The sequence below is a fragment of the Hahnella aquatica (SeqCode) genome (genome assembly GCF_965194505.1).
Taxonomy (GTDB): domain Bacteria; phylum Pseudomonadota; class Gammaproteobacteria; order Burkholderiales; family Burkholderiaceae_A; genus Hahnella; species Hahnella aquatica.
Genome location: NZ_OZ239144.1, coordinates 883,223 through 909,783, shown reverse-complemented (window position 1 = coordinate 909,783; position 26,561 = coordinate 883,223). Strand labels below are relative to the sequence as shown.

Genomic DNA, 26,561 nt, shown 5'->3' with positions numbered 1-26,561 from the left:
CTCAGGCGTGCCCTGCCCACTGGGCAATGTGGGCCTTCAGCAGGGTGACATCCCGGGTCATGGCCGTGACCCGCTGTGGCAATGACTCGATGTTCTCAAAGCCAGGCGGCCTGGGGGCTGGGCGGCCGAGCGCCTCCTCGATGGTCTCACCGAACTTCGCCGGCAGCGCCGTCTCCAGGCAGACCATGGGCACCCCGGGCTCGAGAAACTGACGGGCCACAAAAATGCCATCGGCTGTGTGTGGGTCGATGATCCGGCCTTCATCACGGTAGACCGACTGAATGGTCTCGATTCGGGCTGCATGGTGGCTTCGGCCAGACTGCATTCCAGAGGCGACCACCGCCCGCCGGCTCACCTCATCGTTGAGCGAGAAGGAGCCCTCGGAGGCCAACTGATGCCAGAGGGCCGAGAGCCGTTGGGCATCGGATCCGACAAGGTCGAAGACATACCGCTCAAAGTTCGAGGCCTTGGAGATGTCCATGGACGGGCTGGACGTTCGGTGCGTTTCGGCCGTGCCTCGGGGGCGATAGACGCCTGACTCGAAGAATTCGTGCAGCACATCGTTCTCATTGGTGGCCACCACCAAATGCGCGATGGGAAGGCCCATCTTACGGGCCATGTGGCCCGACAGGACATTCCCAAAATTTCCAGAGGGCACGCAAAAAGAGACGGGTGCACCGAGCGAGAGGCCATTCTGGGCGACCGCCTGGAAGTAGCCCGCAAAGTAGTAAACGATCTGCGCGGACACCCGGGCCCAGTTGATGGAATTCACCGAGCCAATGGCGTAGCGCGCCTTGAAATCAAGGTCTGCCGAGACCGCCTTGACCATGTCCTGACAGTCGTCGAAGCTGCCGGGGACGGCCAGGTTGTGAATGTTTGGGTCTTGCAGGCTGTACATCTGGGCCCGCTGGAAGGCGCTCATGCGGCCCTCGGGCGACAGCATGAAGACTGCAACGCCGCGCCGACCTCTCATGGCATGTTCGGCGGCGCTGCCGGTGTCGCCAGAGGTTGCGCCCAGGATATTGAGGCTCTGCCCACGCTTTTCGAGCACGTACTCAAAGAGCTGACCCAGCAGCTGCATGGCCATGTCTTTGAAGGCGAGCGTGGGCCCATTGGAGAGCTCGAGCAAGGCCATGGGCGTGCCACCGGATGGCCTCAGTGCGGTCAGTGGCGCAATGGCAGAACTGCCGAATCGTTCCGCCGTGTAAGCCCTGCGCGTGAGCTCAGCCAGATCTTGGGCGGGAATGTCATCGGCATAGGCGCCCACCACGGCGGCGGCCAGGCTGGGGTAGTCCATTTTGGAGAGCTGCTGCAGCGAGGCCGGCAGGCCCGGCACCTGCTCGGGGATGGCCAGCCCACCGTCGGGGGACAGGCCCTCGAGCAGGATGTCGGTGAAGGCTCCGAGTCGCTGCTCCGAGCGCGTCGACCGATAGCCCAGGCTCATGAGAAGGATTCCACCCGAAGTCGCACTGGCGGCATGAGGACGGCATCGAGCGCCTCGAGCTGCTCCGTGGCACGCATGACCGCAGCCTCCAGGCAGCGGTGGGTGATCAGCACCACGTCGGTCTGGCCGGAGCCGTCCTGCGGCTCATGCTGAACAAATGCGTCGATGGAGATGCCCTCGGCGGCCAGAACCCGCGTGATGTCGGCCAATACCCCGGGCCGATCAGAGACGCGCAGGCGCAGGTAGTAGCCCGAGGTGACCTGCTCGATGGGCAGCACAGGCAACGGCCGACGCCACTGGGGAGACACGCCCAAATGGGGCACCGGCGTGCCGCCCTCGCAGCCATGGCGCCGGGCAAGGTCGATGAGGTCGGCCACCACGGCGCTTGCCGTTGGCGCTGAACCGGCCCCCTTGCCGTAGTAAAGGGTGTGTCCCACGGCATCGCCGTTGACCAGCACTGCATTCATGGCCCCCTCGACATTGGCCAGAAGGCGCTTGGCGGGCACCAGCGTGGGATGGACCCGAAGCTCCACCCCTTCGGGGCGACGGCGCGTGATGCCCAAGAGCTTGATTCGGTGACCCAGTTCCTCGGCATGGCGAATGTCAATGGAGGCGAGTCCGCGAATGCCTTCGACATGCGCACGATCAAACGCCAACGGCATACCAAACGCAATGGCCGCGAGCAGTGTAATTTTGTGGGCCGCATCCACGCCCTCGACATCGAAGGTGGGGTCGGCCTCCGCATAGCCGAGTTTCTGGGCCTGGGCCAGCACCTCGTCAAATCCGAGGCCCTTGTCGCGCATCTCGGAGAGGATGAAGTTGGTGGTTCCATTGATGATGCCGGCGACCGACTCAATCTCATTGGCCGCAAGCCCCTCTCGCAACGCCTTGATGATGGGAATGCCGCCGGCCACCGAGGCCTCAAAGCCCACCTGCACACCGCGTGCCTCCGCCAGGGGAAAAATGTCATTGCCGTGCACCGCCAGCAAGGCCTTGTTGGCGGTGACCACGTGCACACCGGCCTCGATGGCGCCAAGCACCAAGGTCTTTGCGTATCCATGGCCGCCGATGAGTTCGACCAGGACATCGGGCTTGACCGCGGCCAGCATCTCAAGTGCATCGGAGAAGACCCGACAATCCGGGCCGGTGAGCCCCCTGGCCTTGGCCTGGTCGAGATCGGCCACGGCCACCAACTGCACCGGGCGGCCTGCCCGCTGGGAAATGAGCTCCGCGTTTCGACGCAGCAACTCGGCCACGCCGCCGCCCACGGTGCCAAGCCCCGCCAGGGCGACCCGAAGCGGCACAGGCGTGCTCATGTCTCGGCTCCTGCCAGGCTGCCCTGCCCGTCCGGACCAGGCTCCACCGGCAGCTTGATCAGGCCATCCTTGCGAAACATGTCTTTGATGCCGCGGACGGCCTGACGAATGCGCTGCTCATTTTCAATGAGCGCAAACCGAACATGGGTATCGCCGTAGTCTCCGAATCCGATGCCAGGAGAGACCGCAACCCGGGCCTCTAAAAGAAGCTTCTTTGCGAACTCCAAGGACCCCATGGCCTGGTAGGCCTCTGGAATGCGCGCCCAGATGTACATCGAGGCCTTGGGGACCTCCACCGTCCAGCCTGCATCCAGAAGGCCGCGCGCGAGCACGTCGCGTCTGGACTGATACTGACGTCGCACCTCCTCGACGCAGTCCTGGGGGCCTTCCAGGGCAATGACCGAGGCCACCTGGATGGGCGTGAAGGTGCCGTAGTCGTGGTAGCTCTTGATCCTCGCCAAGGCCGAGACCATCTCGGCATTGCCCACCATGAAGCCCACGCGCCAGCCCGCCATGCTGTATGACTTGCTCAGCGTGAAGAACTCCACAGCGACATCGCGCGCGCCGGGCACCTGCATGATCGATGGGGCTCGGTAGCCGTCGAACACGATGTCGGCATAGGCCAGGTCGTGCACCACGAGAATGCCGTGCTCCTTGGCCAGGGCCACCACCCGCTCGAAAAATGGCAGGTCCACACACTGTGCGGTGGGGTTGCTCGGAAAGCCCAGGATCATCATCTTGGGCTTGGGAATCGATTCCCGAATGGCGCGCTCGAGCTCCTCGAAGAAGTCAACATCGTTGGTCATGCGGATGGACCGAATGTCTGCCCCAGCAATGATGGCTCCATAGATGTGAATGGGGTAGGACGGATTGGGCACCAGCACGGTGTCACCCCGGTCGAGCGTGGCGAGCATCAGGTGGGCCAAACCTTCTTTGGATCCAATCGTGGCAATGGCTTCAGTGTCTGGGTCGAGGCTCACGCCGTAGCGCCGCTGGTACCAGCCGACAATCGCTTTTCTCAGCCTGGGGATGCCTTTGGAGACCGAATAGCCATGGGTGTGCTCCTTCTGGGCGGTCTCCACCAACTTTTCAACAATGTGCGCGGGAGTGGCCGCATCTGGATTGCCCATGCTCATGTCAATGATGTCGACACCGCGGCGTCGCTCGGCCATCTTCAGCTCGCCCGTGATGTTGAAAACGTACGGAGGCAGCCGCTGGATGCGTGGGAAGGGCTTCATGGAAGGGACCAGACCTTGGGAAAAGTCCTAACTTTAGCCTAGAGGAGCGGTCGCAAAAAAGTCGTCAAACTCTGATAGTCTCAAAGCCAATGCCAACCAAACTGCAGCCGGACCTGCCGCCCAGCCAGTTCAGCATCACCGCCCTCGGGCCTGGCTACCTCACGATCAACGGGTCGCGCTTCACCGACTCTGTACTCGTCACCTCCGACGCCCCCCCTCAGCCCTGGTCCTGCCCCGATATCCGCCGCCTTTGCGCCGCAGACATTCAAGCCTGGAGGGCTTGTGCGCCCGAACTCATTCTGCTGGGCACTGGCCGCCGCCAGGTCATGCCCAGCCCGCAGCTCATGGCAAGCCTGATGCAACGTGGGCCCCAGGGGGAGCCACCCATTGGCCTCGAGACCATGGACACGGCTGCAGCCTGTCGAACCTTTAACTTGTTGGCCGCCGAAGGACGACGGGTCTTGGCGGCCTTGATCGTTGAACCCGCCCCCACCGACCTCACTTGAAGGAGCCTGCATGGCCGCGCTTTGCATCAACCCCGGCGACACCCTGCCCAACCTGGCGGTTGAGACCGACCTCGGGAAGGCCCAGCTCCACGACTGGCGTGGCCAGGCCTTGGTGCTCTACTTCTACCCCAAGGACGACACGCCCGGCTGCACGGTTGAGGGACAAGACTTCAGCCGCCTGCATGCTGAGTTTCTTGGGCTGGGCTGCCAGGTCGTGGGCGTGAGCCGCGACAGCGTGTCGTCGCACGAGCGCTTCATCGCCAAGCACGACCTCAGCATCACCTTGATTGCTGACACCAGCAACGCACTCTGCGAGGCCCTTGGCGTGATCAAGGAGAAGAACATGTATGGCAAGACGGTGCTGGGCATCGAGCGCAGCACCTTTTTATTCAACGACCAGGGTGTGCTTCACCAGGCATGGCGCGGCGTGTCTGTCCCCGGTCATGCAGAGGCCGTCCTGCAGGCTGTCAAAGCCCTCACATCCCACTAAGAAGAGCACCCGCCCATGCCATTGCCCAAGGCCCCAGCCAAGCCCGCCACCCAGCTCAAGTCCGACGATGCCGTCCTGGCCAAGGCAGTTCTGCCTGCCCGAAGCCTGAAGAAGGGGGCACCCGAAGACGATGCCACGGTGCCAATGCCCATGGCCGCTGCCCAGCCGACCGTGGCTCGGGAGTCGCCAACGCGCTACCACGCCACGGAAAAGGCGCAGCCCACCCCAAGCGCGAAGCCAGCACGGGCGCGCCGCCACGGCACGGGGCCGGCCAAGTTATTCGTACTCGACACGAATGTGCTCATGCACGACCCGTCGAGCCTGTTCCGATTCGAGGAGCACGACGTCTACCTGCCCATGACCACCCTGGAGGAGCTCGACGGCCACAAGAAGGGCCTCTCCGAGGTTGCGCGGCATGTACGGCAGGTGTCCCGAAGCCTTGATGCACTGATCGAGGCCCTTCCCACCGAGCGGCGCAATCGTCTGGGCGAAGGCCTTCCGCTGGATGCCCTGGGCCACAGCGATGCGACCGGACGGCTCTTCTTCCAGACCGAGCTTCTGCAGACCGCGCCCGTCACGGGGCTGCTCGAGGGGAAGGCCGACAACCAGATTCTCTCTGTGGTGAGGGCACTCAGTGAGCGGCACCCCGACCGAGAGGTCGTGCTGGTCTCCAAGGACATCAACATTCGGATCAAGGCCCATGCGCTGGGCCTGCCCGCGGAGGACTACTTCAATGACCAGGTCATTGATGATGCAGACCTGCTCTACACCGGCAGCATGGCCTTGCCCGAAGACTTCTGGGAGACCCATGGCAAGAACATGGAATCCTGGCAGCAGGGGGGCACCAGCTTCTATCGGGTCACCGGGCCATTGTGCGCAGCCTTTCACTTGAATCAATTTGTCTACGATGAGGGCGCACGGCCCCTCTACGCCATTGTCCAGGAGCTGCGCGGGCGCACCGCCGTCCTCAAGGTTTTGAAGGATTACGGCCACGCCAAGAATGCGGTCTGGGGCATCACGGCCCGCAACCGTGAGCAGCACTTCGCACTCAGCCTGCTCATGAACCCAGACATCGACTTTGTGAGCCTGCTCGGGCAGGCAGGCACCGGCAAGACGCTGCTGGCCCTGGCGGCCGGGCTGGCACAGACCCTGGAATCCAAGCTCTACAACGAGATCATCGTCACGCGGGCCACGGTGCCGATTGGCGACGACATTGGCTTTCTGCCCGGCACGGAAGAGGAAAAGATGCAGCCCTGGATGGGCGCCTTCGAGGACAACCTCGAGGTCTTGAACCGGGGCATGGAGTCTGGCGGCGACTGGGGTCGGTCGGCAGCATCCGACCTCATTCGCAGCAAGATCAAGATCAAATCCATGAGCTTCATGCGAGGCCGAACCTTCATTAGCAAGTTTGTGATCATCGATGAGGCGCAGAACCTCACGCCCAAACAAATGAAGGCCCTCATCACACGGGCAGGCCCGGGCACCAAGGTGGTCTGCATGGGCAACATCGCCCAGATCGACTCCCCCTACCTGACCGAGGGATCATCGGGCCTCACCTACACAGTCGACCGCTTCAAGGGCTGGGGCCACGGCGGTCATGTCACCCTGCAACGGGGCGAGCGGTCCCGGCTCGCCGACTTCGCAAGCGACAGCCTCTAGCGCGGATCGCCCGCAGGGTGGCGAAGCAGCGGCTCAGAGCCCACTGAGAATCTGCTGCCGTCGTGCCTGATGCTCTGCCGGGCTGATGAGGCCCTTGCGCAGCAGCGCATCGAGACGTGCAAGCCGTTGGTCGACGGGCAGGCTGCGGCTGGCCTGCAGATCCGCCTCTGCCTCACGAACCTTTGCATCCTCCAGCGCCTGCGCCTGGCGGGCCGGGAGAATGCGTCGACGGTCTGGGTCGGTGGCATCGATGATGACCGGCGTCTCACAGGCCTGCCGAAGTTTGGCGACCATGGCCTCCTTCTTGCTCACGGCATCGGCCTCGATGACCCCCATGATCGGCGCAGCCACCACACCCACCACCACACCCGCGGCCACACCAGCGCCTCCCCTGGCGAGATCACGGTCCTCGAAGCGCTCGGCCATGCGCCGAGCGCGCTGGCATTCCTCGGTGTTGTAGAGCGGTGAACGGCTGTCGAGGGTGGCCAGGGCGTCCCGTGGGCTGACCGTGGCACACCCCGTCAGCATCCACAGGCAGACGAGGCCAGGCAGCGCGATGCGCCAACCGCCCAGCGCAGATCGGCGCAGAAAGAGGCGGGCGCTGCATGCGTCATGTGAGGATGTGGTCATGGTGTAAGTATGACAAGCGCCGGTGACGGTGGATCCATCGGTGGCGATGGATGGCGTCCCCTAGGGGATTCGAACCCCTGTACTCACCGTGAAAGGGTGATGTCCTAGGCCTCTAGACGAAGGGGACCCGGCGCTGCACAGAAACAAGTTACCAGAGATTGGTGGAGCTAAGCGGGATCGAACCGCTGACCTCTTGCATGCCATGCAAGCGCTCTCCCAGCTGAGCTATAGCCCCGTGTCTGGCAAAACGCGCATGCTAGTCGAAGTCGGGGTCTTTGTCCAGCCGCGGCAATGAGGCAAACACGCGTGCTAGCATCGATTCACCATGACTGCACTTCGAATCGACGGCATCGCGCTTGCCGCCAAAACCAGGGCCGCCGTGGCCCAGCGCGCCAAAACATTCGAGGCCCGTCTGGGTCGGCCACCCGGTCTCACCGTGGTCGTGGTCGGCGACAACCCGGCCTCGGCCGTCTATGTCCGCAACAAGGTGAAGGCCTGCGACGAGGCCGGCTTTCGCTCGGAAAAGATTGCGCTGGCCCAGGACTGCTCGGAGGCCACGCTGCTGGAGACCATCGCCCGCCTCAACCAAGACGACCGGGTCGACGGCATTCTGGTTCAACTTCCGTTGCCTCCACAGATCAACGCCCACCGGGTGATCGAGGCCATCGCGGCCGAGAAGGACGTCGATGGATTCCATGTGGCCAACGCCGGCGCACTGATGATCGGTGAGCCACTCTTTCGGCCCTGCACGCCCTACGGTGTGATGAAACTCCTCGAGGAGGCCAAGGTCAGCATCCGGGGTGCGGAGGCCGTGATTCTTGGGGCGAGCAACATTGTGGGAAAGCCCATGGCCATGCTGCTGCTGCAGGCCGGCGCCACGGTCACCCTGTGTAACAGCAAGACCCGCAGCCTCGCAGACCATACGCGTCGGGCGGACATCCTTGTGGCCGCCGTGGGACGCCCCCATCTAGTCACCGCTGACATGGTCAAGCCCGGGGCCGTGGTCATCGATGTCGGCATCAATCGGCTCGACGACGGCCGGCTCGCAGGCGATGTCGACACCGAGGCGGTCTCCTCGGTGGCCTCGGCCATCACGCCCGTGCCGGGTGGCGTAGGACCCATGACCATTGCCATGCTTCTCGTCAACACCATGGAATCTGCAGAAAGAAAACTGACATGAACGCACTCCTTGCCCGAAGCGGCCTTCCCCGTTACGACGGCCTTGATCCCAAGACCCTTGGCCCAGAGATTGATGAGCTCATTGCTGCGGCCCATTCGGTGCTCGAGGCCGTGGTGGCCCCCGACACGCCCGCCACCTGGGATGCCGTGATGGCACCGCTCACCACGGCCACCGAGGCCCTCGGCCGAACATGGTCTGCGGTTCACCACATGGGCGGGGTGATGGACAGCCCTGAGTGGCGAGACCTCACCAACAGCAAACTCGAGGTCGTCACGGCGTTCTGGTCGAGCCTGGCCCAAGACAGGCGTCTCTTTGAGAAGATGAAGGCACTGGCCAGCGCGGCCGACGTGCTCGCCGACCCAGCCCGTCAGCAGGCCCTCTCCAATAGCCTCAGGGACTTCCGTCTTGGTGGCGCAGAGCTCGCGAACGAACAGCAGCGAACCTTCGCCGAACAGACCGCCCGGCTCGCTCAGCTCTCGCAGACCTTCTCCGAGCAACTGCTCGACAGCACGAACGCCAGCTTTGTTCATGTCACCGATCCAGCCGAGCTAGATGGCATCCCGGAACATGCCCTGGCCGCAGCACGCGAGGAGGCCAAGCAACGCCGGCTGGAGGGCCATGTCTTTACACTGCAGCAGCCAAGCCTGCTGCCCGTGCTGCAGTTTGCCAGGCATCGCGGCCTTCGCGAGGCGATCTACCGAAAGCATGCAACCCGCGCATCCGAGATCGCCGAAGAGGGCCCCACGCATGACAACACGCCGATCATGGGCGAGATTCTGTCGCTGCGTCAGCGACAGGCCCAGCTGCTCGGGTTCGGATCGGCTGCAGAGACGTCATTGGCCTCCAAGATGGCCTCCTCTCCGGGTGAGGTCACTGCCTTTCTTCAGGCACTCGCGCAGAAGGCAAGGCCCAGCGCGGAGCGCGACCTTGCGGACCTAAAAGCCTTTGCGAAAGAGACCCTTGGGCTCCATGCCCTGGAGGGCTGGGACATTGCCTATGCCAGCGAGCAGCTGCGGCAGGCACGATACCTCTTCAGTGAGGACGAGGTGCGGCAGTACTTCCCGCTGCCGGCCGTTCTCGATGGTCTCTTCGGCGTGGTCCGCAAACTCTTTGGCGTCTCGATCGAGGCCATGCCCAAGGAGCAGCCCTCAGCGGCCTGGCATCCAGACGTTCAAGCCTTCGCGGTGCGTCGCGCAGGCAGCACGATTGGCCACCTCTACCTCGACCTCTATGCCCGAAGCACAAAGCGCGGCGGTGCCTGGATGGACGATGCGAGAGGCCGCCGCCGCCTTGGGCAAGACGTTCAAACGCCTGTGGCCCTGCTGACCTGCAACTTTGCATCCCCGGTGGGCGACCGGCCGAGCACGCTCACTCACGATGACGTGATCACACTCTTTCATGAGTTCGGCCACGGGCTCCACCACCTGCTCACCCAGGTCGATGAACTGGAGGTCTCCGGCATCAATGGCGTTGAATGGGATGCCGTTGAACTGCCCAGCCAGTTCATGGAGAACTTCTGCTGGGAGTGGGAGACCTTGCAGGGCATGACCCGCCACATCGAGACACAGGCACCACTGCCGCGAACGCTCTATGAAAAAATGAAGGCGGCCAAGAACTTTCAGAGTGGCCTCTTCACGATTCGTCAGATCGAGTTTTCTCTCTTCGACATTCGCATCCACCACGAACTGGTCACCGCTGCCGACCAGGATGCCAATGCGGTGGGTCAGGACATCCAGGCGGTTCTCCACGAGGTTCGCGATCAGGTGGCTGTGATTCGGCCACCGGCCTTCAATCGGTTTGCTCAGAGCTTTGGCCACATCTTTGCGGGTGGCTACGCGGCGGGCTACTACAGCTACAAGTGGGCAGAGGTGCTGTCGGCCGATGCCTATGCCGCCTTTGAAGAGGCCGGGCCATCGGCCTACTCCGATGTCGGCCAACGCTTCTTGGATGAGGTGCTCTCCCGCGGTGGCTCCCGCCCGGCGCTGGTCTCCTTTGAGTCCTTTCGGGGCCGTGCGCCCTCCATCGACCCACTGCTCAGGCACAACGGACTGGCCGAAGCCGCATGAAGCCCGCGGTGGTCTTGCTCAGTGGGGGACTCGACTCCTCCACCTGCCTGGCCATCGCGCGGGCCGAGGGCTATGCCTGCCATGCCTTGTCATTCGATTACGGCCAACGCCAGCGCCCTGAACTCGATGCCGCCAGGAGCATCGCGGCCAGGCTTGGGGCCCAGAGCCATCGGGTCCTGACACTCGACCTGCGGGCATTTGGCGGCTCTGCGCTCACGGCCGACATGGCTGTGCCCAAGCACCGCAGCCTGGCCGACATGGGCCAGGGCATTCCCATCACCTACGTGCCTGCCCGAAACACCATCTTTCTCAGCAACGCCCTTGCGCTAGCAGAGGTGCTGGGTGCAACGGACATTTTCATCGGCGTGAATGCCCTCGATTACAGCGGCTACCCCGACTGCCGACCCGCCTTCATCGAGGCCTTTGAGGCCATGGCCAACCTGGCCACCCGGGCGGGTGTTGAGGGCCATGAGCCCCTGCGGATTCATGCTCCACTGCAGCACGACACCAAGGCGCAGATTGTTCAGAAGGCCCGGGCCCTGGGGGTTCCCATCGAAGAGACCTTCAGCTGTTACGACCCCACAGCAACGGGTCAGGCCTGCGGTGACTGTGATGCCTGCCTGCTTCGCGCCAAGGGCATTGCCGAGGCCGATGCAGCCCTGACGAGCGCCCATTGAGCGCCAGCCCCAGCCCCCCAAGCAATGGCGCCCTTCGCGTGGCGAGTTGGAACGTCAACTCCCTGCGGGTTCGACTGCCACACGTGCTCGACTGGCTGGCCGCCGCACAGCCGGACCTCCTTGGCCTTCAGGAGACCAAGCTCATCGATGAAAAATTTCCCCGGGCTGAGATCGAGGCGGCTGGCTATGCGGTTCATTACACCGGGCAGCCCACCTACAACGGCGTGGCCATTCTGGCCAGACAAGCGCGATTCAGTGACATCGTCGACGTGGCACACCACGACACACGGCTTCCTGATGATCAGCGACGACTGACGGCCCTCACCGCGAAAGACGCCAGCACCGGCCTGGACATGCGATTCATCTGTGTCTATGTGCCCAATGGGTCTGAGGTCGGTTCAGATAAATACCGCTACAAGCTCGCCTGGCTGGACGCGCTGGAGGCCCGGCTTCAAGAGGAGTTGGCTGCACACCCCCGCCTGGCCTTGGTCGGCGACTTCAACATCGCCCCAGGCGACCTTGACGTGCACGACCCAGCGGCCTGGCGCGAGAAGATCCTCTGCTCGACGCCAGAGCGGGACGCCTTTGGTCGGCTGATCAAGCTCGGACTGACCGACACACTCCGCGCCCTCGCTCCCCATGAGGCGTCTCTCTTCAGTTGGTGGGATTACCGACAGGCCGGCTTTCGGCGCAACCTGGGCCTGCGCATCGATCACATCCTCCTGAGCGAGCAGGCATTCGGCCCATGCCACGCATCGGGGGTCGACAAGCTCCCCCGCGGTCTTGAGCAGCCCTCCGACCACGCACCGGTCTGGGCCGACATCGCCTGAGACGCTGTCGGGCACGGGGCTGGCCGGCGCGGTGACCTACTTGCTCGCGCGGCCACCGAGCACGTGATCGGACTCGGCCGCCTCTTCAAGGCCGAGTTCTTGAATCTTGCGGGTGATGGTGTTTCGCCCCACGCCCAGAAGCTGGGCAGCCTCCATCCGACGGCCTCTGGTGTGCGCCAAGGCCGTTCCAAAAACCACCCGCTCAAAGGTGCGGGACCAGTCGGCCATTCGCCCATCTGAAGACGAATCTGTCTGAGGCGTGGCCACCAACGATGCTGAGACGAGCTCTGCCAAACGGACCGCCCAGTCGGAATGCGACGGCCCGCCCGCCCCACTGGCATCTGCCTGAGCCGCAGCGGCGAGGGCCGAACCCTCGGATGGACCGATGCTCGGCAGTGAATTGACGGATGCTGCGCCCGATGGATCCGCAGAGGCATCGTGGGCCGATGGCAGGCGGGACTGCATGTCGGGGGGCAGGTCTTGGGACTCCACCCACTGGCTCGGCGCCATGACCGAGAGCCAATGACACAGGTTTTCGAGCTGGCGCACATTGCCCGGGAAGGGCTGCGCTGCAATGACGGCCATGGCCTCGGGGGACAGTTGTTTCACCTCCACACCCAAGGTCTTTGATGAACGGGACAAGAAGAACTTCACCAGCTCCGGTATGTCCTCCCGCCGTTCCCGCAAGGGCGGCAGCCGAAGACGAATGACATGGAGCCGATGGAAGAGGTCTTCCCGGAAGCGTCCCTCGGCCACCCGTTGCTCCAGGTTCTGATGCGTGGCTGCAATGACTCGAACATTTGCCTTGAGCGGCTGATGGCCACCCACGCGGTAGAAGTGGCCATCCGACAGCACGCGGAGCAGCCGCGTCTGAAGGTCGAGCGGCATGTCACCAATTTCATCCAAGAACAGCGTCCCGCCCTCGGCCTGCTCGAAGCGGCCGCGCCGCTGTGCCTGAGCACCGGTGAAGGAGCCTCGCTCATGGCCGAAGAGCTCCGACTCCAAGAGGTCGTGCGGGATGGCTGCCGTGTTGAGGGCGACGAACGGCATGTCCGCCCGGGGGCTGTGCCGATGCAGGGCGTTGGCCACCAACTCCTTGCCCGTGCCAGACTCACCTGTGATGAGCACGGTGGCCGATGACTGAGAGAGCCGACCGATGGCGCGAAAGACCTCCTGCATGGCGGGCGCCTGGCCCAGCATCTCCAACTGTGGCTCAACGCCGCCTGCCGCACTGGCCCCATTGGGGCGAGACTCCCGGATGGCACGCCGTATGAGTGCAGTGGCATCGTCGATGTCGAAGGGCTTGGTAAGGTACTCGAAGGCCCCCCCTTGAAAGGCGGACACAGCGCTGTCGAGGTCGGAGAACCCGGTCATGATGATCACGGGGAGTTCAGGATGGCGCTCCTTCACACGCTCGAGCAAGGCCAGGCCTGAATCACCCGGCATTCGGATGTCGGAGACCAGCACCTGAGGTGTCTCGGTGGGCAAGGCACGCATGACATCGCCCGCATTCTCAAACAGCCGGCAGGGAATCTCGGCCTTGCGAAGCGCCTTCTCCAAGACCCATCGAATCGATGCGTCGTCGTCTACGATCCAGACTGGCTTCATGCCCCTCTCCCCTGTGGCTCACCAACGGGCAGGCAGATCTCGAAGGTTGTTCCGGCTGACCCGGTCTGACATTCAATGGTGCCGCCATGCTGATGCACAATGGTCTGAGCAAGAGTCAGACCAAGACCATGGCCTTGCGGATTTCCAGACACCAATGGATAAAAAATCTCATCTCGAATGGCCTCGGGGATGCCAGGGCCGTTGTCAGTGATGCTCAGCAGGACCGCGAGCCGATAACGCTGACGATGCAGCGTGACCTGACGGGCCGCACGGGTCTTGAGCGTGATGCAACCTGGTGCAGATGCACCAGCAGGGGGCTGACCTTGAATGGCCTGCGCCGCATTTCGCACGATGTTGAGCACGGTCTGAATCAACTGCTCAAGGTCGGCAGAGACATCGGGAAGGCTGATGTCGTAGTCGCGCCGAATCTCCAGCCCCGCCGAGAATTCCGAGAGGACCAAGGTGCGCACCCGCTCCAAGACCTCATGGACATTCACATCACGACGCGTGAGGCTGCGCCGCACGGGCGCAAGCATGCGGTCGACCAGCGACTGCAGGCGGTCAGACTCCTTGATGATGATCTGGGTGTATTCCTTGAGCTCGCGCGTGGGCAGCTCCGCATCGAGGAGCTGTGCTGCACCCCGAATGCCGCCCAGGGGGTTCTTCACCTCATGGCCGAGGTTTCGCAAGAGAGACTGGTTCATTTGCATCAGGGCAGCCTGCCGTTCCTCCCGACCAATCCGTTGAAAGGCATCCGGTTCACGCAGCTCGACCGACACCGAAAGGCCTGGGTCTTCGAGCACCATCACGGCCGTGTCGAGCAGTCGCTCGCTGCGGCCCTCGGTGGCACCACTCACATACCAGCGGGCCTGGAGCCGCCGCACCACCACACTGCCCTCCGAAGCCTCCGACCAGAGGGCTGAGAGGTCGTCTGGCGAGGCCAGGAGGTCCGAGAGGTTCTGCCCCTGGAGCTGCTGGGCGGACTGCCCCAGCAGACCCTCTGCCACCAGGTTGGCGTGGCAGACACAGCCGCAGTTGTCGATCAACAACACGGCTGTGCTGAGCAGGTCGAGTGGATGCGTCTGTGTCAGAGCGAGTAGTACATGTCGAACTCGACCGGATGGGTGGTCATCCGGAACCGTGTCACCTCTTCCATCTTCAGGCCAATGTACGCATCGATCATTGCGTCGCTGAACACACCACCCTTGGTGAGGAACTCGCGGTCCTTGTCCAGATGATCCAAGGCCATGTCGAGCGATGAGCAGACCGTCGGAATCTTCTTGTCTTCCTCGGGCGGCAGATCGTACAGGTTCTTGTCTGCGGCCTCGCCCGGATGAATCTTGTTCATCACGCCATCGAGACCGGCCATCATCATGGCCGAGAAGGCCAGGTAGGGGTTTGCCGTGGGATCTGGGAAGCGAACCTCGATGCGACGGCCCTTGGGGCTGGCCACATACGGAATACGAATGGATGCAGACCGGTTGCGCGCCGAGTAGGCCAGCTTCACCGGGGCCTCAAAGCCTGGCACAAGGCGCTTGTAGCTGTTGGTGCCCGGGTTGGTGATGGCATTGAGCGCACGGGCGTGCTTGATGATGCCGCCGATGTAAAAGAGTGCGAACTCAGACAGTCCCGCGTAGCCATTGCCCGCAAACAGGTTCTCTCCACCCTTCCAGATGGACTGGTGCACGTGCATGCCGGACCCGTTGTCGCCCACCACGGGCTTGGGCATGAAGGTGGCTGTCTTGCCATAGCTGGCTGCCACATTCATGACCACGTACTTGAGGATTTGAGTCCAGTCGGCGCGCTGCGTGAGCGTGGAGAACCGGGTGCCAATCTCGCACTGGCCGGCGCCCGCCACCTCGTGGTGATGCACCTCCACGGGAACACCCATCTGCTCAAGAATGAGGCACATCTCGGAGCGAATGTCCTGGTAGGAGTCAACGGGCGGCACGGGGAAGTAGCCGCCCTTGACGGCCGGCCGGTGGGCCAGGTTGCCGCCTTCGTAATCGATGCCGGTGGACCAGCTGGCCTCCTCGGATTTGATCTTCACGCCGCAGCCGGACATGTCCACGTTCCAGGTGACACCATCGAAAATGAAGAACTCTGGCTCGGGGCCAAAGTAGGCGGTGTCGCCCACACCAGAGGCCTTCAGGAAGGCCTCTGCGCGTTTGGCGATGGATCGGGGGTCGAGGTCGTAGCCTTTGCCATCGGAGGGCTCCACCACATCGCATGTGATGTTCAGGGTGGATTCTTCACGGAATGGGTCGAGCACGGCCGTGCTGGCATCGGGCATGAGGAGCATGTCAGATGCCTCAATGCCCTTCCATCCCGCAATCGATGATCCGTCAAAGGCGTGGCCGGACTCAAACTTGTCGTCGCCAACCGTGTGGGCGGGAACCGACACGTGCTGCTCCTTGCCACGGGTATCCGTGAAACGGAAATCAACGAATTTGACATCGTTGTCTTTGATCATCTTCAAGACATCTGCGGGACTGGCCATGAATGCGCTCTCCAGGGTGGGGGTGAATGAAAAAACAACTGCCTTTTTGCAGATTCCGTGCCAAGCACTACGAACTCTAAAAGGCCTGACTAGACAAGGCCTGCCGGGCCTGGCTCGAGGGTCCACGGCACAGGTCGGTCCGGAATTGCACCATTGTAATGCAAGTATTGCACCAATATTGTGCTTATTGCATTATTTTGGTGCGTCGGGCAGAAACCTGGCTTGGAGGTCATTGAGGAAGTCGAGCCCGAGGGGGGTGGGTGCAAATCGACCCGGTTGGCGGGACATCAGCCCGTCCGTCTGCGCCTGCCCCACCTGTGCGAGCAACCCTTCGACGGGTTGCCCTGTCCTGGAAGGATAGTGCATCACCGGCACGCCCTCGACCAGTCGCAGGGCATTGAGCATGAACTCAAACGGCAGTGACTCCGCAGGCACCGCCTCCGTGCGCCGATGCGTGCCACCCACCACCTTGGCCATGAAATCCTCGGGGCGTCGCACCACGGTCTGCCGAACAACGCCCTCTGCGGCCTGCGTGAGTTTGCTGTGCGCGCCGGCCCCAATGCCCAAGTAATCACCAAACTCCCAGTAGTTCAGGTTGTGCTGGGCCTCGTGGCCCGGGCGGGCATGGGCAGAGACCTCGTAGCGCGCATAGCCCGCCTCTGCCAACAGCGACTCGCCCTCGGTCTGCATCTCCCAGATGAGGTCTTCCGGCGGCAAGGCCGGGGGCCGTAAAGCAAAGAGCGTGTTGGGCTCCAAGGTGAGTTGATACCGAGACAGGTGACCGGGATCGAGGGCGAGTGCGGCTCGGAGATCGGCCTCGGCCATGGCGAGGTCTTGGCCCGGCAGGCCATACATCAGGTCGAGGTTACAGCGCTCAAACACGGCAACGGCCGCCTCAGCAGCCTGCCGAGCACTGGCGCCGTCGTGGACACGGCCGATGGCCTTGAGGCTCTCGTCGTGGAAGGATTGCACCCCCAGCGACAGCCTGGTCACACCGGCCTGCCGAAGCGCCTCGAACTGGCCTCTCTGGGCTGCACCCGGGTTGGCCTCCATGGTGATCTCCGCCCCCGGCAGCAGGCGAACCCGGGCACGGATGGTCTCGAGCAGGCTTGCAATGGCGTCTGGCGAGAACAGATTCGGAGTGCCGCCCCCAATGAACACGCTGACCACGGATCGCCCCCAGATGGAGGGGAGTGCCTGCTCGAGGTCGCTCGTGAGTGCCGCAAGGTAGGCCGCCTCCGGCAGGCCATCGGCCCTCTCGTGGGAGTTGAAATCGCAGTAGGGGCACTTCTTGAGGCACCAGGGCAGGTGCACATAGATGGACAGCGGAATGGGCCCGAAGGTCATGCTGTGCTGGGCCCCGTGGCATCGTCGAGCATGCGAATGAGCTGATCCAGGGCTCGCCCACGATGGCTCACCTGCATCTTCTCCTCCAACGAGAGCGAGGCGGCTGAACGACCCAGCTGGGGGTCATAGAAAATCGGGTCATAGCCAAAGCCCTGCGTTCCGGAGGCAGACTGCAGGATCAGTCCGGGCCATTGCCCCGTGGCCACCAATGGCCAAGGGTCATCGGCCGAACGCATTGCGACCAGCACGCAAACGAATCGCGCCTCTCGGGCAACTCCCTCAAGGCCCTGCATTCGGTGGAGCAGCCAGCGCCAGTTGGCCTCGTCGGTGGGCACCCCAGAAAGCGCCTCTGCGGCGGCTCGTGCATCGGTGCGAACGCCATCGGAGGCAAAAAAACGTGATGAGTGAACCCCAGGCGCACCCCCAAGCGCAGGCACCACCAGGCCGGAGTCATCCGCCAGGCTGGGGCGAGCCGTCTGCGCGGCCGCGTGGCGCGCCTTGCGCAGCGCGTTCTCCACGAAGGTGCCGTGCGGCTCATCGATGGCGCAGACCCCGAGGCTGGCCTGCGACACCAACTCGATGCCGCGGCCCGACAAGGCCTGCTCAAACTCCTTGGCCTTGCCCAGGTTGCCCGAGGCCAACACCCACGTGCATGAACTCACTGGCCGAGACGCCCCTCGCGTTGCTGCGGGTGCTGCGCCATCTCACGCTGAAGGCCATGCAGGCGCGAAATGCCAGCACTGGCAAGGCCCAGCAAGGCATCAAGCTGATTGCGGTCAAAGGGTGCACCCTCTGCCGTGCCCTGCACCTCCACAAAGCCGCCCTCACTGGTCATGGCCACGTTCATGTCGGTGTCACAGTTGGAGTCCTCTGCGTAGTCGAGGTCTAGAACGGGCGTGCCCTGATAGACACCCACCGAGACAGCGGCGACCTGTGCATGCAGGGCCGCACGCAGTCGACTGGCCTCATCCTCGGAGCCTGCCTGACCAGCCAGCACCTCGATGGCATCGAAGGCTGCCAGCCAGGCGCCCGTGATGCTTGCCGTGCGAGTGCCACCATCGGCCTGCAGCACATCGCAGTCCAGGGTGATCGTGCGTTCACCCAGGGCTTCCAAATTACAGACAGATCGGAGGGCCCTTCCAATGAGCCGCTGGATCTCCAGGGTGCGCCCACCCTGCTTTCCCCTGGCCGCCTCTCGATCACTCCGGGTGTGTGTGGCCCTCGGCAGCATGCCGTATTCCGCGGTCACCCATCCGCGGCCCTGCCCCTTCATAAAGCCAGGCACCTTCTGTTCCACAGAGGCTGTGCAGAGCACATGGGTGTCTCCGAAGCAGACGAGGACAGAGCCCTCTGCATGCTTGGTGTAGCCGCGCTCCAGTCGCACAGGTCTTAGGGCATCGAAGGGTCTGGCACTCGGTCTCATGACGATTTCCTCTTGAAATAGAGCCCTTACAATACCGAAGCTATGACCATCTACAGCATGACGGGCTTCGGTGTGGCCTGTGCGCCCACTCCTTCCGGCCTGGCCAGCGTCGAGCTTCGCTCGGTGAACAACCGTTTCTTCGAATTTTCTGCACGCCTGCCCGAGGAGTGCAAGGCCATGGAGCAGTCCCTTCGTGAGGCGGTGGCGAGCCGGCTGCCACGCGGCAAACTTGAGCTTCGACTTCAGCTCAGCCGCACCGACTCGGGCGCAGCCCCCGCCCATGTGCAGCAAGACAGGCTCAAGGCCCTGCTGGAGACCAGCCATGCCGTGCGCCAGGTGGCTGGTGATGCCGTGTCGCCCTGGTCGATGCACGACCTGCTCCGCTGGCCCGGCATCCTCACCGAACAGACGGAACCCCCAGAGGCACTGGAGGCCCGCATTCATGCGCTCACCCAGCAGGCCATTGACGCGCTCGAGGCCGCGCGCGCCAGCGAGGGCAGCAAGCTCGCCAACGTCATCACACACCGACTGCAAGACATCGAACAACTGGTGGCCCAGGCCAGGCCATTGCTGCCAGAGGCGCTTGCGCAGGTCAGTGAGAAAATTCGGGCTCGCCTCCTGGAGGCCTTTTCTGGGGTCGCGCCGGCTGAGCTCGAGGTCCAGGTGTCCGAGCGCGTTCGGCAGGAGTCCCACGCCGCCGCCATCCGATCAGACATCGCCGAGGAACTCGATCGCCTGCAGGCGCACCTTCAGGAAATGTCCCGCATTCTGCAAAACCCAGCGGCCCAGCCCGTGGGCAAACGACTCGACTTTCTCACCCAAGAACTCCACCGCGAGGCCAACACGCTGGGCTCAAAATCACCCAGCCTGGCGCTCACTCAGCTGGCCATGGAGATCAAGCTCGCGGTCGAGCAGATTCGAGAGCAGGTTCAGAACATTCAATGAACACGGCCTTGCCCAGCAAGACTCGCGGCCACCTCTTGATTGTCTCGGCGCCCTCTGGCGCGGGCAAGACCAGCCTGGTGAAGGCCCTGCTCGACGAGCCAGACCTCAACCTGCGCCTGTCGGTCTCCACCACCACCCGCGCGCCCCGACCGGGTGAGCGCAACGGACGCGAGTATCACTTCACCAGCCCCGAGGACTTCTTGAAACGCCAGCAGGCGGGCGAATTCCTTGAATGGGCCCAGGTGCATGGCAACCACTATGGCACCTCGGCCAGAACGGTCGCCGATGCCATGGCGCAAGGTCGTCGTGTGATTTTAGAGATCGACTGGCAGGGTGCCCAGCAGGTGAGAGGGCTCTTCCCGGCCAGGCAGCGGACGAGCATTTTCATCCTCCCCCCATCCATCGATGAACTGCGCCGCCGACTGGAGGCGCGAGGCCAAGACCTCCCTGAGGTCATCGCGGCACGCCTAGCGGCGGCCGAGGAGGAGTGCTCCCATGCGGAAGAGTTCGATCATGTTATTATGAATCAACACTTTAGCGAGACTCTGGCCGCCCTGCGCAAAATCATTTCGGCCACGGCCTGCTAAGCCACACCTCACCAGAAAGCGATTCTATGGCCCGTATCACCGTTGAAGATTGTCTGGATAAAATCCCCAACCGTTTTGAACTCGCCCTGGCTGCGGCCTATCGCGCGCGCCAACTGGCGCAAGGCTCCACGCCCAAGGTCGACTCCCGCGACAAGCCCACCGTGACCGCGCTGCGCGAGGTGGCTGCTGGTGCCGTGGGCCGCGAAATGCTTCGCAAGGTGCCCATCTAAGCAAAGGCCATGTTGTGAGCTCCGCACCAGCCGTCGTCTCCGTCGGTCAGTTGCTGGAGTCAGCCTGTTACCTGGAGCCGGCGGATGCCGCGCGACTGACGGAGGCCTTTCGGTTCGCAGACGAGGCCCACCTTGGGCAGAGTCGTCAGTCTGGCGAGCCCTATATCACACACCCCCTTGCCGTTGCAGAGGTCTGCTGCAGCTGGAGGCTTGATGCCGAAGCCCTCATGGCAGCGCTTCTGCACGACACCGTAGAGGACTGCGGCGTCAGCCTCCAGGAGGTTGCAGAGCGGTTTGGCCCCGTGGTCTCCGCCCTGGTGGCCGGTCTCACCAAGCTCGACCGCATTCAGTTTCAGAATCGAGAGGAGGCCCAGGCCGAGAACTTTCGCAAGATGTTCATGGCCATGGCCGACGATGTTCGCGTCATTCTCATCAAGCTCGCCGACCGCCTCCACAACATGCGCACCATGGACGCAGTCTCTTCCCCCAAGCGGGCACGTGTCTCCCGAGAAACCTTAGAGCTCTTCGCACCCATCGCCCACCGCCTCGGTCTCAACGAGGTCTTTCGGGAGTTCGAGGACCTGTGCTTTGCGGGCCTCCATCCAAGTCGCCACCAGGTGCTCCAGCGTGCCCTACTGGCGGCGCGTGGAAATCGCAAGGAGGTCGTGACCCGGCTGGAGAACACTGTGCGAGAGCACCTTCCAAGGTTCGGCGTCGAAGCCGATGTGACCGGCCGTGAGAAGAGCCTCTACTCGATCTACCTCAAGATGCGCGAGAAGCGGCTCAGCTTTGCCGAAGTGCTCGACATCTACGGGTTCCGAATTTTGGTGAACACGCCTTCAGACTGCTACCTGGCCCTCGGCGCGCTCCATGCCCTGTACCGACCATCGCCCGGCCGCTTCAAGGACTACATCGCACTGCCAAAGTCGAACGGCTATCAATCTCTTCACACCGTGGCCATTGGGCCTTATGGAACACCCATTGAATTTCAGATCCGCACCCATGAGATGCATCGCGTGGCCGAGGCCGGTGTGGCGGCCCACTGGCTCTACAAGGAACACGCCTCAAATGTCACACCACTGCAGCAGAAGGCCCACGAGTGGATGCAATCGCTGCTGCAGAGTCGCTCGGGTGATGCCGGAAACCTGATCGACCACGTCAAGATTGACCTCTTCCCCGATGTCATTTACGTCTTCACGCCCAACGGGGACATCCGCGAACTCCCTCGCGGCTCCACGCCCGTGGACTACGCCTACATGGTTCACACAGACATTGGCAATCGCTGCATCGGCGCCTGGGTGAACAATCTCAGCAAGCCGCTGGACACGGAACTTCGAAATGGAGATGTCGTGCGCATCGACACGGGCGAGGAGGCCGCTCCGCATCCTGGCTGGCTCAGCTTTGTGAAGACCGCCAAGGCCCGGGCAGAGATTCGACACAACCTCAAGAACACCACGCGCGAGCGCTCCATTGCATTTGGCCGCCGCATGCTCGAGGACGCCCTCTCGGCCCTGGGTGTGCAGCGCATCGACGAGCCATCATTGCAATGGGCACAGCTCATCAACGAGGCTGCTGCAAAGGATGAGGAAGGAATTCTGGAATCGATTGGGCTCGGCCACCTGTTGGCAAACGTTGCCGCGCGCCGACTGGTGCCCGCAGAGCTCACTCCCACGCGTCGCCAGCTCACGCCCTTTGCCGAGCGTGCCCTTGCACTGTCCATTGAGCACCTCACCCAGCCCGAGCTTGGCATCAGCCTCAACGGGTCGGAAGGAACTGCCGTTCAATACGCGAGCTGCTGTTATCCCATCGCCGGCGACAATGCCTGGGGACATATGCGCGGTGGGGCTGGCCTACTGGTGCATCGGGCCAGCTGCCCCACCGCCAGGCGCCAACGAAACAAAGACCGCGCCCGCTGGGCCGATGTCATCTGGGGAGACCCCCTCTTTCGAGAGTTCGAGACCCGTCTCGATGTCGATGTCAACAACAGCCCGGGCGCCCTGGCCAAAGTGGCCTCGGCCATTTCCGCCCGACAGGCCAACATCATCGACCTCTCCATTGAGCCCAGGGCCGGCGGCCTCGCCACACTGCACGTGGCCATTGAGGTGAAAAATCGCATTCATCTCGCAGACGTGCTGAGGTCTGTGCGCCGGAGTGCAGCGGTGACCAAGGCCACACGCCGCACCCGCGACAGCCACTGATCAGCCGCCGGCGATCATCATCCGGTCGATCCAGATCGAGCCCGTCGTGCGAGTACCCCGGGTGATGGTGTCGGAGCCAATTCCCCGGATGCCGGCATACATGGTCTTGAGGTTTCCAGCGATGGTGACCTCCTCCACGGGATGCTGAATCTCACCGTTCTCGATCCAGTAGCCGAAGGCTCCGCGTGAATAGTCTCCGGTCAGCCCGTTGACGCCCTGGCCCATGACCTCCGTGACCAGAAGCCCGCGGCCCATGTCTTGAATCATCTCGCCAAGGCCTCGGCTCGGGCGAGTCTCGCTGCTCTGGAGCACCAGGTTGTGGGCACCACCTGCATTGCCTGTGGTCTTCATGCCAAGTTTTCGGGCGGAGTAAGTGGACAGAAAGTAGCCCGCAACCCTGCCCTGCTCGATGACGGTTCGCGGCTGGACGCGAACGCCCTCATCATCAAAGGGGGTGCTGCCATCCCCGCCAGGCACAAACGGGTCTTCCGTCATGCTGATGTGAGACGGAAAGAGTGGCTGGCCGAGGCTGTCGACGAGAAAACTTGCCTTGCGATAGAGCGAGCTTCCCGACAGGGCGTTGACCAAAGAGCCCATCAGGCCCACGGCCAAGGGGGCCTCGAAGATCACGGGATGTTCCCCGGTGGGCAGCTGCCGGGCCCCCAGGCGCGAAAGCGCGCGGCGGGCCGCGTAAAGGCCCACGGCCTCGGGGTCTGCCAGGTGGACAGCATTCCGACTGGTCGTGTACCAGTCATCCCGTTGCATCTGTTCCCCACGTTGGGCAATCGGGGCGACCGAGAGCCAATGACGGCTGTAGGGGTAGCCCCCCGAAAACCCTCGGCTGTTGGCTGCATGAAACTGACCATGGGAGGCGGAGACCGACGCCCCCTCGCTATTGGCAATGAGCGGGCTGGCCCCTCGAGCCGCCGACTCCGCCTTCAAGGCCAGCGCGGTGGCGGCCTGTGCATCAATCGACCACGGATAAAAGAGGTCCAGGGATGCATGGTCGCGGGCAATCTCATCTGCATCCGGCAGGCCAGAGAACGGATCTTCTGCGGTGTGTCGAGCAATTTCGAAGGCGCGGCGAACCGTGTCTCGCAAGGCTGCCTCGGAGAGGTCTGAGGTGGTGGCGTGGCCCCGCCGATGGCCTTGATAGACCGTGATGCCCGCCGACTTGTCCCGAGTGCGCTCGATGGTCTCGAGCTGCCCCATCCGAACGGTCACGGTGAGCCCAGACTGCTCAGAGACTTCTGCCGCGGCATCGGATGCACCCAGGTCGTGGGCCATGTCGATGAGCCGGTGGCTCATGTCATGGAGTTGGGAGGGGGTGTAAAAAAAGGGGTCGAAAGACGGTGTGCTCATGCGTCAGAATAGTGCCATGAACCACGACAATCTTCGCACCGCACGCATTGGCCTTGTCTCGATCAGCGACCGCGCAAGCCAGGGGGTCTACCCCGACGAGGGCCTTCCAAGCCTCAAGGCCTGGCTCGGGCGCGCCCTGAAAAGCCCATGGCTTGCCATTGAACGCCTGATCCCTGACGACCGCTTCCTCATTTCACAAACCCTTGTCGACCTCGTGGACAAAGAGGCCTGCGACCTCGTGCTCACCACTGGTGGCACTGGGCCTGCGTTGCGCGATGTCACACCCGAGGCCACCCTGACCGTGGGCGACAAGGAACTGCCCGGCTTTGGCGAACAGATGCGTCAAATCTCTCTGCAGTTCGTGCCCACCGCCATCTTGTCTCGACAGGTGGCCGTGGTGCGAGGCACTGCCATGATCATCAACCTACCGGGGCGCCCACGATCCATTCAGGAGACCCTGGAGGGCTTGCGCAACGACGACGGGAGCGTGCGGGTGCCAGGCATCTTTGCGGCCGTGCCCTATGGCCTGGAGCTGATTGGCGGCCCCAGCCTTCACGTGGATGAGGCGGTCTGCAAGGCCTTTCGTCCCAAGAAGTAACGCTCAAGCCGCGACACGCCCTCCCGGAGCGTGGGCAGTGGCTTTGGAAAAGACACCCGTAGCATTCGCTCGGGCGACTGCTCGGTGAAGTCTCGACCAGGCGCCATCAGCACACCAATGTCATCGCAGAGCGCCCCACAGAGTGTGTGGCTGTCGGCCGCAAGCGAGGACACATCGAAATAGCCGTAAAAGGCACCATCTGGGCGAACTGGCAGCCGAAAGCCAACAGCCTCGAGGGCTGGCAGCACATACTCGGCCTGGGCTCGGGTGCGCAGCCGATATTCCTCCGCGATAGACAAGGCGTCTGGTGTGAAGGCCGCCACTGCCGCCTGCTGCGCCAGGCCAGATGGCGAAATGAACAGGTTCTGAGACAGCCGCTCCATGGCCGCCATGATGTCCTGAGGGCCCACCAGCCAGCCCAGGCGCCAGCCTGTCATGGAAAAGGTCTTCGAGAAGCTGTTGATCGAGATCACGTGCGAACCAAGGTCGAGCATGGAGCGTGGCCCTGGCTCAAAGCAGAGTCGAAGGTAGATCTCATCCGCCAAGAGCCATCCGCCTTTCTCGGCCACGAAGGCAGCAATGCGCTCGGCCTCCGCCCAGGGCATGAGGCAGCCGGTGGGATTGGCAGGGCTCGCCACCAGCAGTGCGCGGGTCTTGGGGCCCCAGTGGGCCTGAACATGGGCCAGGGTGGGCTGGAAGTGCGTCTCGGGCCCGACCGCCAACGAGACAGGCTGCCCGCCAGCGGCCTTCACAAAGGCCTTGTTGCAGGGGTAGCCAGGGTCTGTCACCAGCACCTCGTCGCCTGCATCCAGGATGGCCAGCATGGCCAGCAACAGGGCCGCCGAGGCACCGGCGGTGACAGCGACCTGCTCCGCCGACACGCGAATCTGGTCTCGCCGCCAATAATCGGCTGCAATGGCCTCTCGAAGCGAGGCCAGGCCCAGAGCATGGGTGTAATGAATCTTGTTGTCTCGGAGCGCCTTGGCCGCGGCCTCCACCACGGGGGCAGGCGTTGGAAAATCGGGTTCTCCAACCACCATGCTCACCAGACTGCCCCGCGCCGGGTCGCGCCGTTCGGCCCGGGCCATGATCTCCATGACATAGAACGGCAGGGTGGCCTGCGCCCGACGCGACAACGAGGCCATGGTTTAGGCCAGCATGGCCTCTTCAACCAGGCCACACAATAGGTGGCCCACAATCAGGTGACCCTCTTGAATCTGGGGCGTGTGGCCAGACGGCATGTTCAGAACAATGTCGGCCAGGACGCCCATGTCTCTCGGGTCTTGGCCTGTCAGTGCAATGTTGAGCAGGCCCTTGCTCTTGGCTGCCTGCATGGCCATCAGAATGTTCTTTGAACGGCCCGAGGTCGAAAGGCCGATGAGGATGTCCCCCCGCTGGCCCAAGGCCTGCACCTGCCGAGAGAAGACGTGCTCATAACCATAGTCGTTGCCAATGGCCGTGAGTGCAGAGGTGTCAGTGTGCAGGGCGATGGAGGCCAGGGCCTCACGCTCCTTGAGAAACCGGCCCACGAACTCGGCTGAAAAATGCTGGGCTTCTGCAGCACTGCCGCCATTGCCCGCAAAGAGCAGCTTGCCACCGCCCCGCAGACAGAGGACACAGGCCTCGACGGCCGCCTGCAGCCGCTGCTGCAGGCCATCGTCGGCCAGGAGGTCTTGCACGAGGCGCTGGCTCGCCTGCAACGAAGTTTGAATGGTCGCCTTCATGGT

At 63.2% G+C, this 26,561-nt stretch carries 25 protein-coding genes and 2 tRNA genes; 12 read left to right on the top strand and 15 right to left on the bottom strand.

The window, feature by feature from the left end:
- Position 1: 1 nt before the first annotated feature.
- From thrC to alaC, 3 genes are read right to left on the bottom strand one after another with little or no spacing between them, the layout of a single operon-like run.
- Positions 2–1,438 carry a threonine synthase gene (thrC, locus tag AC8GDA_RS04730; protein ID WP_506557195.1) on the bottom strand — a complete coding sequence of 479 codons (1,437 nt, stop codon included), beginning with the start codon at positions 1,436–1,438 and terminating at the stop codon, positions 2–4.
- A 2-nt stretch (positions 1,439–1,440) separates the two neighbouring features.
- Positions 1,441–2,760, bottom strand: coding sequence for a homoserine dehydrogenase (locus tag AC8GDA_RS04725; RefSeq protein ID WP_506557150.1), 1,320 nt, complete (start codon positions 2,758–2,760; stop codon positions 1,441–1,443).
- Positions 2,757–3,998, bottom strand: a complete 1,242-nt coding sequence (gene alaC / locus AC8GDA_RS04720; protein WP_506557149.1) for an alanine transaminase — start codon at positions 3,996–3,998, stop codon at positions 2,757–2,759. Before alaC ends, AC8GDA_RS04725 begins: the two co-directional genes overlap by 4 nt.
- Before the next feature lie 89 nt (positions 3,999–4,087).
- Between alaC and AC8GDA_RS04715 the strand changes: the two genes are divergently transcribed.
- From AC8GDA_RS04715 to AC8GDA_RS04705, 3 genes are read left to right on the top strand one after another with little or no spacing between them, the layout of a single operon-like run.
- Positions 4,088–4,504, top strand: a complete 417-nt coding sequence (locus tag AC8GDA_RS04715; protein WP_506557148.1) for an Mth938-like domain-containing protein — start codon at positions 4,088–4,090, stop codon at positions 4,502–4,504.
- A 10-nt stretch (positions 4,505–4,514) separates the two neighbouring features.
- The gene (locus tag AC8GDA_RS04710; protein WP_506557147.1) at positions 4,515–4,994 is read left to right on the top strand and encodes a peroxiredoxin; all 480 of its coding nucleotides are present in this window, start codon (positions 4,515–4,517) and stop codon (positions 4,992–4,994) included.
- A gap of 15 nt (positions 4,995–5,009) precedes the next feature.
- Positions 5,010–6,653 (top strand): PhoH family protein, encoded by a 1,644-nt coding sequence (locus AC8GDA_RS04705; RefSeq protein ID WP_506557146.1) that lies wholly within the window; start codon positions 5,010–5,012, stop codon positions 6,651–6,653.
- A gap of 33 nt (positions 6,654–6,686) precedes the next feature.
- Here AC8GDA_RS04705 and AC8GDA_RS04700 read toward each other — a convergent pair whose 3' ends face one another.
- The 3 genes from AC8GDA_RS04700 to AC8GDA_RS04690 all read right to left on the bottom strand — a co-directional run bounded on the left by AC8GDA_RS04700 (position 6,687) and on the right by AC8GDA_RS04690 (position 7,518).
- Entirely contained in the window at positions 6,687–7,283 is a 597-nt protein-coding gene (locus AC8GDA_RS04700; protein WP_506557145.1) for a hypothetical protein, read from the bottom strand.
- Positions 7,284–7,334: 51 nt separating this feature from the next.
- Positions 7,335–7,410 (bottom strand) — tRNA-Glu (locus tag AC8GDA_RS04695).
- Positions 7,411–7,442: 32 nt separating this feature from the next.
- Positions 7,443–7,518: transfer RNA gene (locus tag AC8GDA_RS04690), tRNA-Ala, on the bottom strand.
- 90 nt (positions 7,519–7,608) lie between these two features.
- On the opposite strand from AC8GDA_RS04690, the gene folD reads away from it, so the two are divergent.
- The 4 genes from folD to xth are packed head-to-tail and all read left to right on the top strand — an operon-like array spanning position 7,609 to position 12,036.
- On the top strand, positions 7,609–8,463 hold the full coding sequence (folD, locus tag AC8GDA_RS04685; protein ID WP_506557144.1) for a bifunctional methylenetetrahydrofolate dehydrogenase/methenyltetrahydrofolate cyclohydrolase FolD: 855 nt from the start codon (positions 7,609–7,611) through the stop codon (positions 8,461–8,463).
- Positions 8,460–10,529, top strand: a complete 2,070-nt coding sequence (locus AC8GDA_RS04680; protein ID WP_506557143.1) for a M3 family metallopeptidase — start codon at positions 8,460–8,462, stop codon at positions 10,527–10,529. The genes folD and AC8GDA_RS04680 overlap by 4 nt, the downstream gene beginning before the upstream one ends.
- Positions 10,526–11,206: a 7-cyano-7-deazaguanine synthase QueC gene (gene queC / locus AC8GDA_RS04675; protein WP_506557142.1), complete on the top strand. Its 681-nt coding sequence runs from the start codon at positions 10,526–10,528 to the stop codon at positions 11,204–11,206. Before AC8GDA_RS04680 ends, queC begins: the two co-directional genes overlap by 4 nt.
- On the top strand, positions 11,203–12,036 hold the full coding sequence (xth, locus tag AC8GDA_RS04670; RefSeq protein ID WP_506557141.1) for an exodeoxyribonuclease III: 834 nt from the start codon (positions 11,203–11,205) through the stop codon (positions 12,034–12,036). The genes queC and xth overlap by 4 nt, the downstream gene beginning before the upstream one ends.
- 36 nt (positions 12,037–12,072) lie before the next feature.
- Here xth and ntrC read toward each other — a convergent pair whose 3' ends face one another.
- The 6 genes from ntrC to rph all read right to left on the bottom strand — a co-directional run bounded on the left by ntrC (position 12,073) and on the right by rph (position 18,914).
- On the bottom strand, positions 12,073–13,644 hold the full coding sequence (ntrC, locus tag AC8GDA_RS04665) for a nitrogen regulation protein NR(I) (protein WP_506557140.1): 1,572 nt from the start codon (positions 13,642–13,644) through the stop codon (positions 12,073–12,075).
- Positions 13,641–14,696 carry a nitrogen regulation protein NR(II) gene (gene glnL / locus AC8GDA_RS04660; protein WP_506557139.1) on the bottom strand — a complete coding sequence of 352 codons (1,056 nt, stop codon included), beginning with the start codon at positions 14,694–14,696 and terminating at the stop codon, positions 13,641–13,643. The genes ntrC and glnL overlap by 4 nt, the downstream gene beginning before the upstream one ends.
- 35 nt (positions 14,697–14,731) lie before the next feature.
- Positions 14,732–16,144, bottom strand: coding sequence for a type I glutamate--ammonia ligase (gene glnA, locus AC8GDA_RS04655; RefSeq protein ID WP_506557138.1), 1,413 nt, complete (start codon positions 16,142–16,144; stop codon positions 14,732–14,734).
- Positions 16,145–16,336: 192 nt separating this feature from the next.
- Positions 16,337–17,491: a radical SAM family heme chaperone HemW gene (gene hemW / locus AC8GDA_RS04650; protein ID WP_506557137.1), complete on the bottom strand. Its 1,155-nt coding sequence runs from the start codon at positions 17,489–17,491 to the stop codon at positions 16,337–16,339.
- Positions 17,488–18,153 carry an RdgB/HAM1 family non-canonical purine NTP pyrophosphatase gene (rdgB, locus tag AC8GDA_RS04645; protein WP_506557136.1) on the bottom strand — a complete coding sequence of 222 codons (666 nt, stop codon included), beginning with the start codon at positions 18,151–18,153 and terminating at the stop codon, positions 17,488–17,490. The genes hemW and rdgB overlap by 4 nt, the downstream gene beginning before the upstream one ends.
- Complete coding sequence (gene rph, locus AC8GDA_RS04640; RefSeq protein ID WP_506557135.1) at positions 18,150–18,914, bottom strand: ribonuclease PH; 765 nt, start codon at positions 18,912–18,914, stop codon at positions 18,150–18,152. Before rph ends, rdgB begins: the two co-directional genes overlap by 4 nt.
- Positions 18,915–18,956: 42 nt before the next feature.
- Here rph and AC8GDA_RS04635 point away from each other — a divergent pair, with 42 nt between their 5' ends.
- The 4 genes from AC8GDA_RS04635 to AC8GDA_RS04620 are packed head-to-tail and all read left to right on the top strand — an operon-like array spanning position 18,957 to position 22,874.
- On the top strand, positions 18,957–19,859 hold the full coding sequence (locus tag AC8GDA_RS04635) for a YicC/YloC family endoribonuclease (protein WP_506557134.1): 903 nt from the start codon (positions 18,957–18,959) through the stop codon (positions 19,857–19,859).
- Positions 19,856–20,446 (top strand): guanylate kinase, encoded by a 591-nt coding sequence (gmk, locus tag AC8GDA_RS04630; RefSeq protein WP_506557133.1) that lies wholly within the window; start codon positions 19,856–19,858, stop codon positions 20,444–20,446. Before AC8GDA_RS04635 ends, gmk begins: the two co-directional genes overlap by 4 nt.
- Before the next feature lie 26 nt (positions 20,447–20,472).
- On the top strand, positions 20,473–20,676 hold the full coding sequence (rpoZ, locus tag AC8GDA_RS04625) for a DNA-directed RNA polymerase subunit omega (RefSeq protein ID WP_506557132.1): 204 nt from the start codon (positions 20,473–20,475) through the stop codon (positions 20,674–20,676).
- 14 nt (positions 20,677–20,690) lie between these two features.
- A complete protein-coding gene (locus AC8GDA_RS04620; RefSeq protein ID WP_506557131.1) occupies positions 20,691–22,874 on the top strand; it encodes a RelA/SpoT family protein in 2,184 nt (727 codons plus the stop codon).
- On the opposite strand, the gene pmbA is transcribed toward AC8GDA_RS04620, so the two are convergent.
- Positions 22,875–24,236, bottom strand: coding sequence for a metalloprotease PmbA (pmbA, locus tag AC8GDA_RS04615; RefSeq protein ID WP_506557130.1), 1,362 nt, complete (start codon positions 24,234–24,236; stop codon positions 22,875–22,877). It abuts the gene before it with no gap.
- A gap of 16 nt (positions 24,237–24,252) precedes the next feature.
- On the opposite strand from pmbA, the gene mog reads away from it, so the two are divergent.
- Positions 24,253–24,834 (top strand): molybdopterin adenylyltransferase, encoded by a 582-nt coding sequence (mog, locus tag AC8GDA_RS04610; RefSeq protein ID WP_506557129.1) that lies wholly within the window; start codon positions 24,253–24,255, stop codon positions 24,832–24,834.
- On the opposite strand, the gene AC8GDA_RS04605 is transcribed toward mog, so the two are convergent.
- On the bottom strand, positions 24,789–25,979 hold the full coding sequence (locus tag AC8GDA_RS04605; RefSeq protein ID WP_506557128.1) for an aminotransferase class I/II-fold pyridoxal phosphate-dependent enzyme: 1,191 nt from the start codon (positions 25,977–25,979) through the stop codon (positions 24,789–24,791). The two genes, mog and AC8GDA_RS04605, sit on opposite strands and share 46 nt — an antisense overlap.
- A 3-nt stretch (positions 25,980–25,982) precedes the next feature.
- A complete protein-coding gene (locus AC8GDA_RS04600; RefSeq protein WP_506557127.1) occupies positions 25,983–26,558 on the bottom strand; it encodes a D-sedoheptulose-7-phosphate isomerase in 576 nt (191 codons plus the stop codon).
- Positions 26,559–26,561 lie beyond the last annotated feature (3 nt).

Coding starts and splice junctions, on each gene's coding strand:
- folD (WP_506557144.1), top strand. CDS start 7,609: ATGACTGCACTTCGAATCGACGGCATCGCGCTTGCCGCCAAAACCAGG.
- pmbA (WP_506557130.1), bottom strand. CDS start 24,236: ATGAGCACACCGTCTTTCGACCCCTTTTTTTACACCCCCTCCCAACTC.
- AC8GDA_RS04635 (WP_506557134.1), top strand. CDS start 18,957: ATGACCATCTACAGCATGACGGGCTTCGGTGTGGCCTGTGCGCCCACT.
- mog (WP_506557129.1), top strand. CDS start 24,253: ATGAACCACGACAATCTTCGCACCGCACGCATTGGCCTTGTCTCGATC.
- AC8GDA_RS04600 (WP_506557127.1), bottom strand. CDS start 26,558: ATGAAGGCGACCATTCAAACTTCGTTGCAGGCGAGCCAGCGCCTCGTG.
- AC8GDA_RS04715 (WP_506557148.1), top strand. CDS start 4,088: ATGCCAACCAAACTGCAGCCGGACCTGCCGCCCAGCCAGTTCAGCATC.
- AC8GDA_RS04705 (WP_506557146.1), top strand. CDS start 5,010: ATGCCATTGCCCAAGGCCCCAGCCAAGCCCGCCACCCAGCTCAAGTCC.
- ntrC (WP_506557140.1), bottom strand. CDS start 13,644: ATGAAGCCAGTCTGGATCGTAGACGACGACGCATCGATTCGATGGGTC.
- rph (WP_506557135.1), bottom strand. CDS start 18,914: ATGAGACCGAGTGCCAGACCCTTCGATGCCCTAAGACCTGTGCGACTG.
- AC8GDA_RS04725 (WP_506557150.1), bottom strand. CDS start 2,760: ATGAGCACGCCTGTGCCGCTTCGGGTCGCCCTGGCGGGGCTTGGCACC.
- AC8GDA_RS04700 (WP_506557145.1), bottom strand. CDS start 7,283: ATGACCACATCCTCACATGACGCATGCAGCGCCCGCCTCTTTCTGCGC.
- AC8GDA_RS04605 (WP_506557128.1), bottom strand. CDS start 25,979: ATGGCCTCGTTGTCGCGTCGGGCGCAGGCCACCCTGCCGTTCTATGTC.
- rpoZ (WP_506557132.1), top strand. CDS start 20,473: ATGGCCCGTATCACCGTTGAAGATTGTCTGGATAAAATCCCCAACCGT.
- queC (WP_506557142.1), top strand. CDS start 10,526: ATGAAGCCCGCGGTGGTCTTGCTCAGTGGGGGACTCGACTCCTCCACC.
- alaC (WP_506557149.1), bottom strand. CDS start 3,998: ATGAAGCCCTTCCCACGCATCCAGCGGCTGCCTCCGTACGTTTTCAAC.
- gmk (WP_506557133.1), top strand. CDS start 19,856: ATGAACACGGCCTTGCCCAGCAAGACTCGCGGCCACCTCTTGATTGTC.
- hemW (WP_506557137.1), bottom strand. CDS start 17,491: ATGACCTTCGGGCCCATTCCGCTGTCCATCTATGTGCACCTGCCCTGG.
- AC8GDA_RS04710 (WP_506557147.1), top strand. CDS start 4,515: ATGGCCGCGCTTTGCATCAACCCCGGCGACACCCTGCCCAACCTGGCG.
- AC8GDA_RS04680 (WP_506557143.1), top strand. CDS start 8,460: ATGAACGCACTCCTTGCCCGAAGCGGCCTTCCCCGTTACGACGGCCTT.
- glnA (WP_506557138.1), bottom strand. CDS start 16,144: ATGGCCAGTCCCGCAGATGTCTTGAAGATGATCAAAGACAACGATGTC.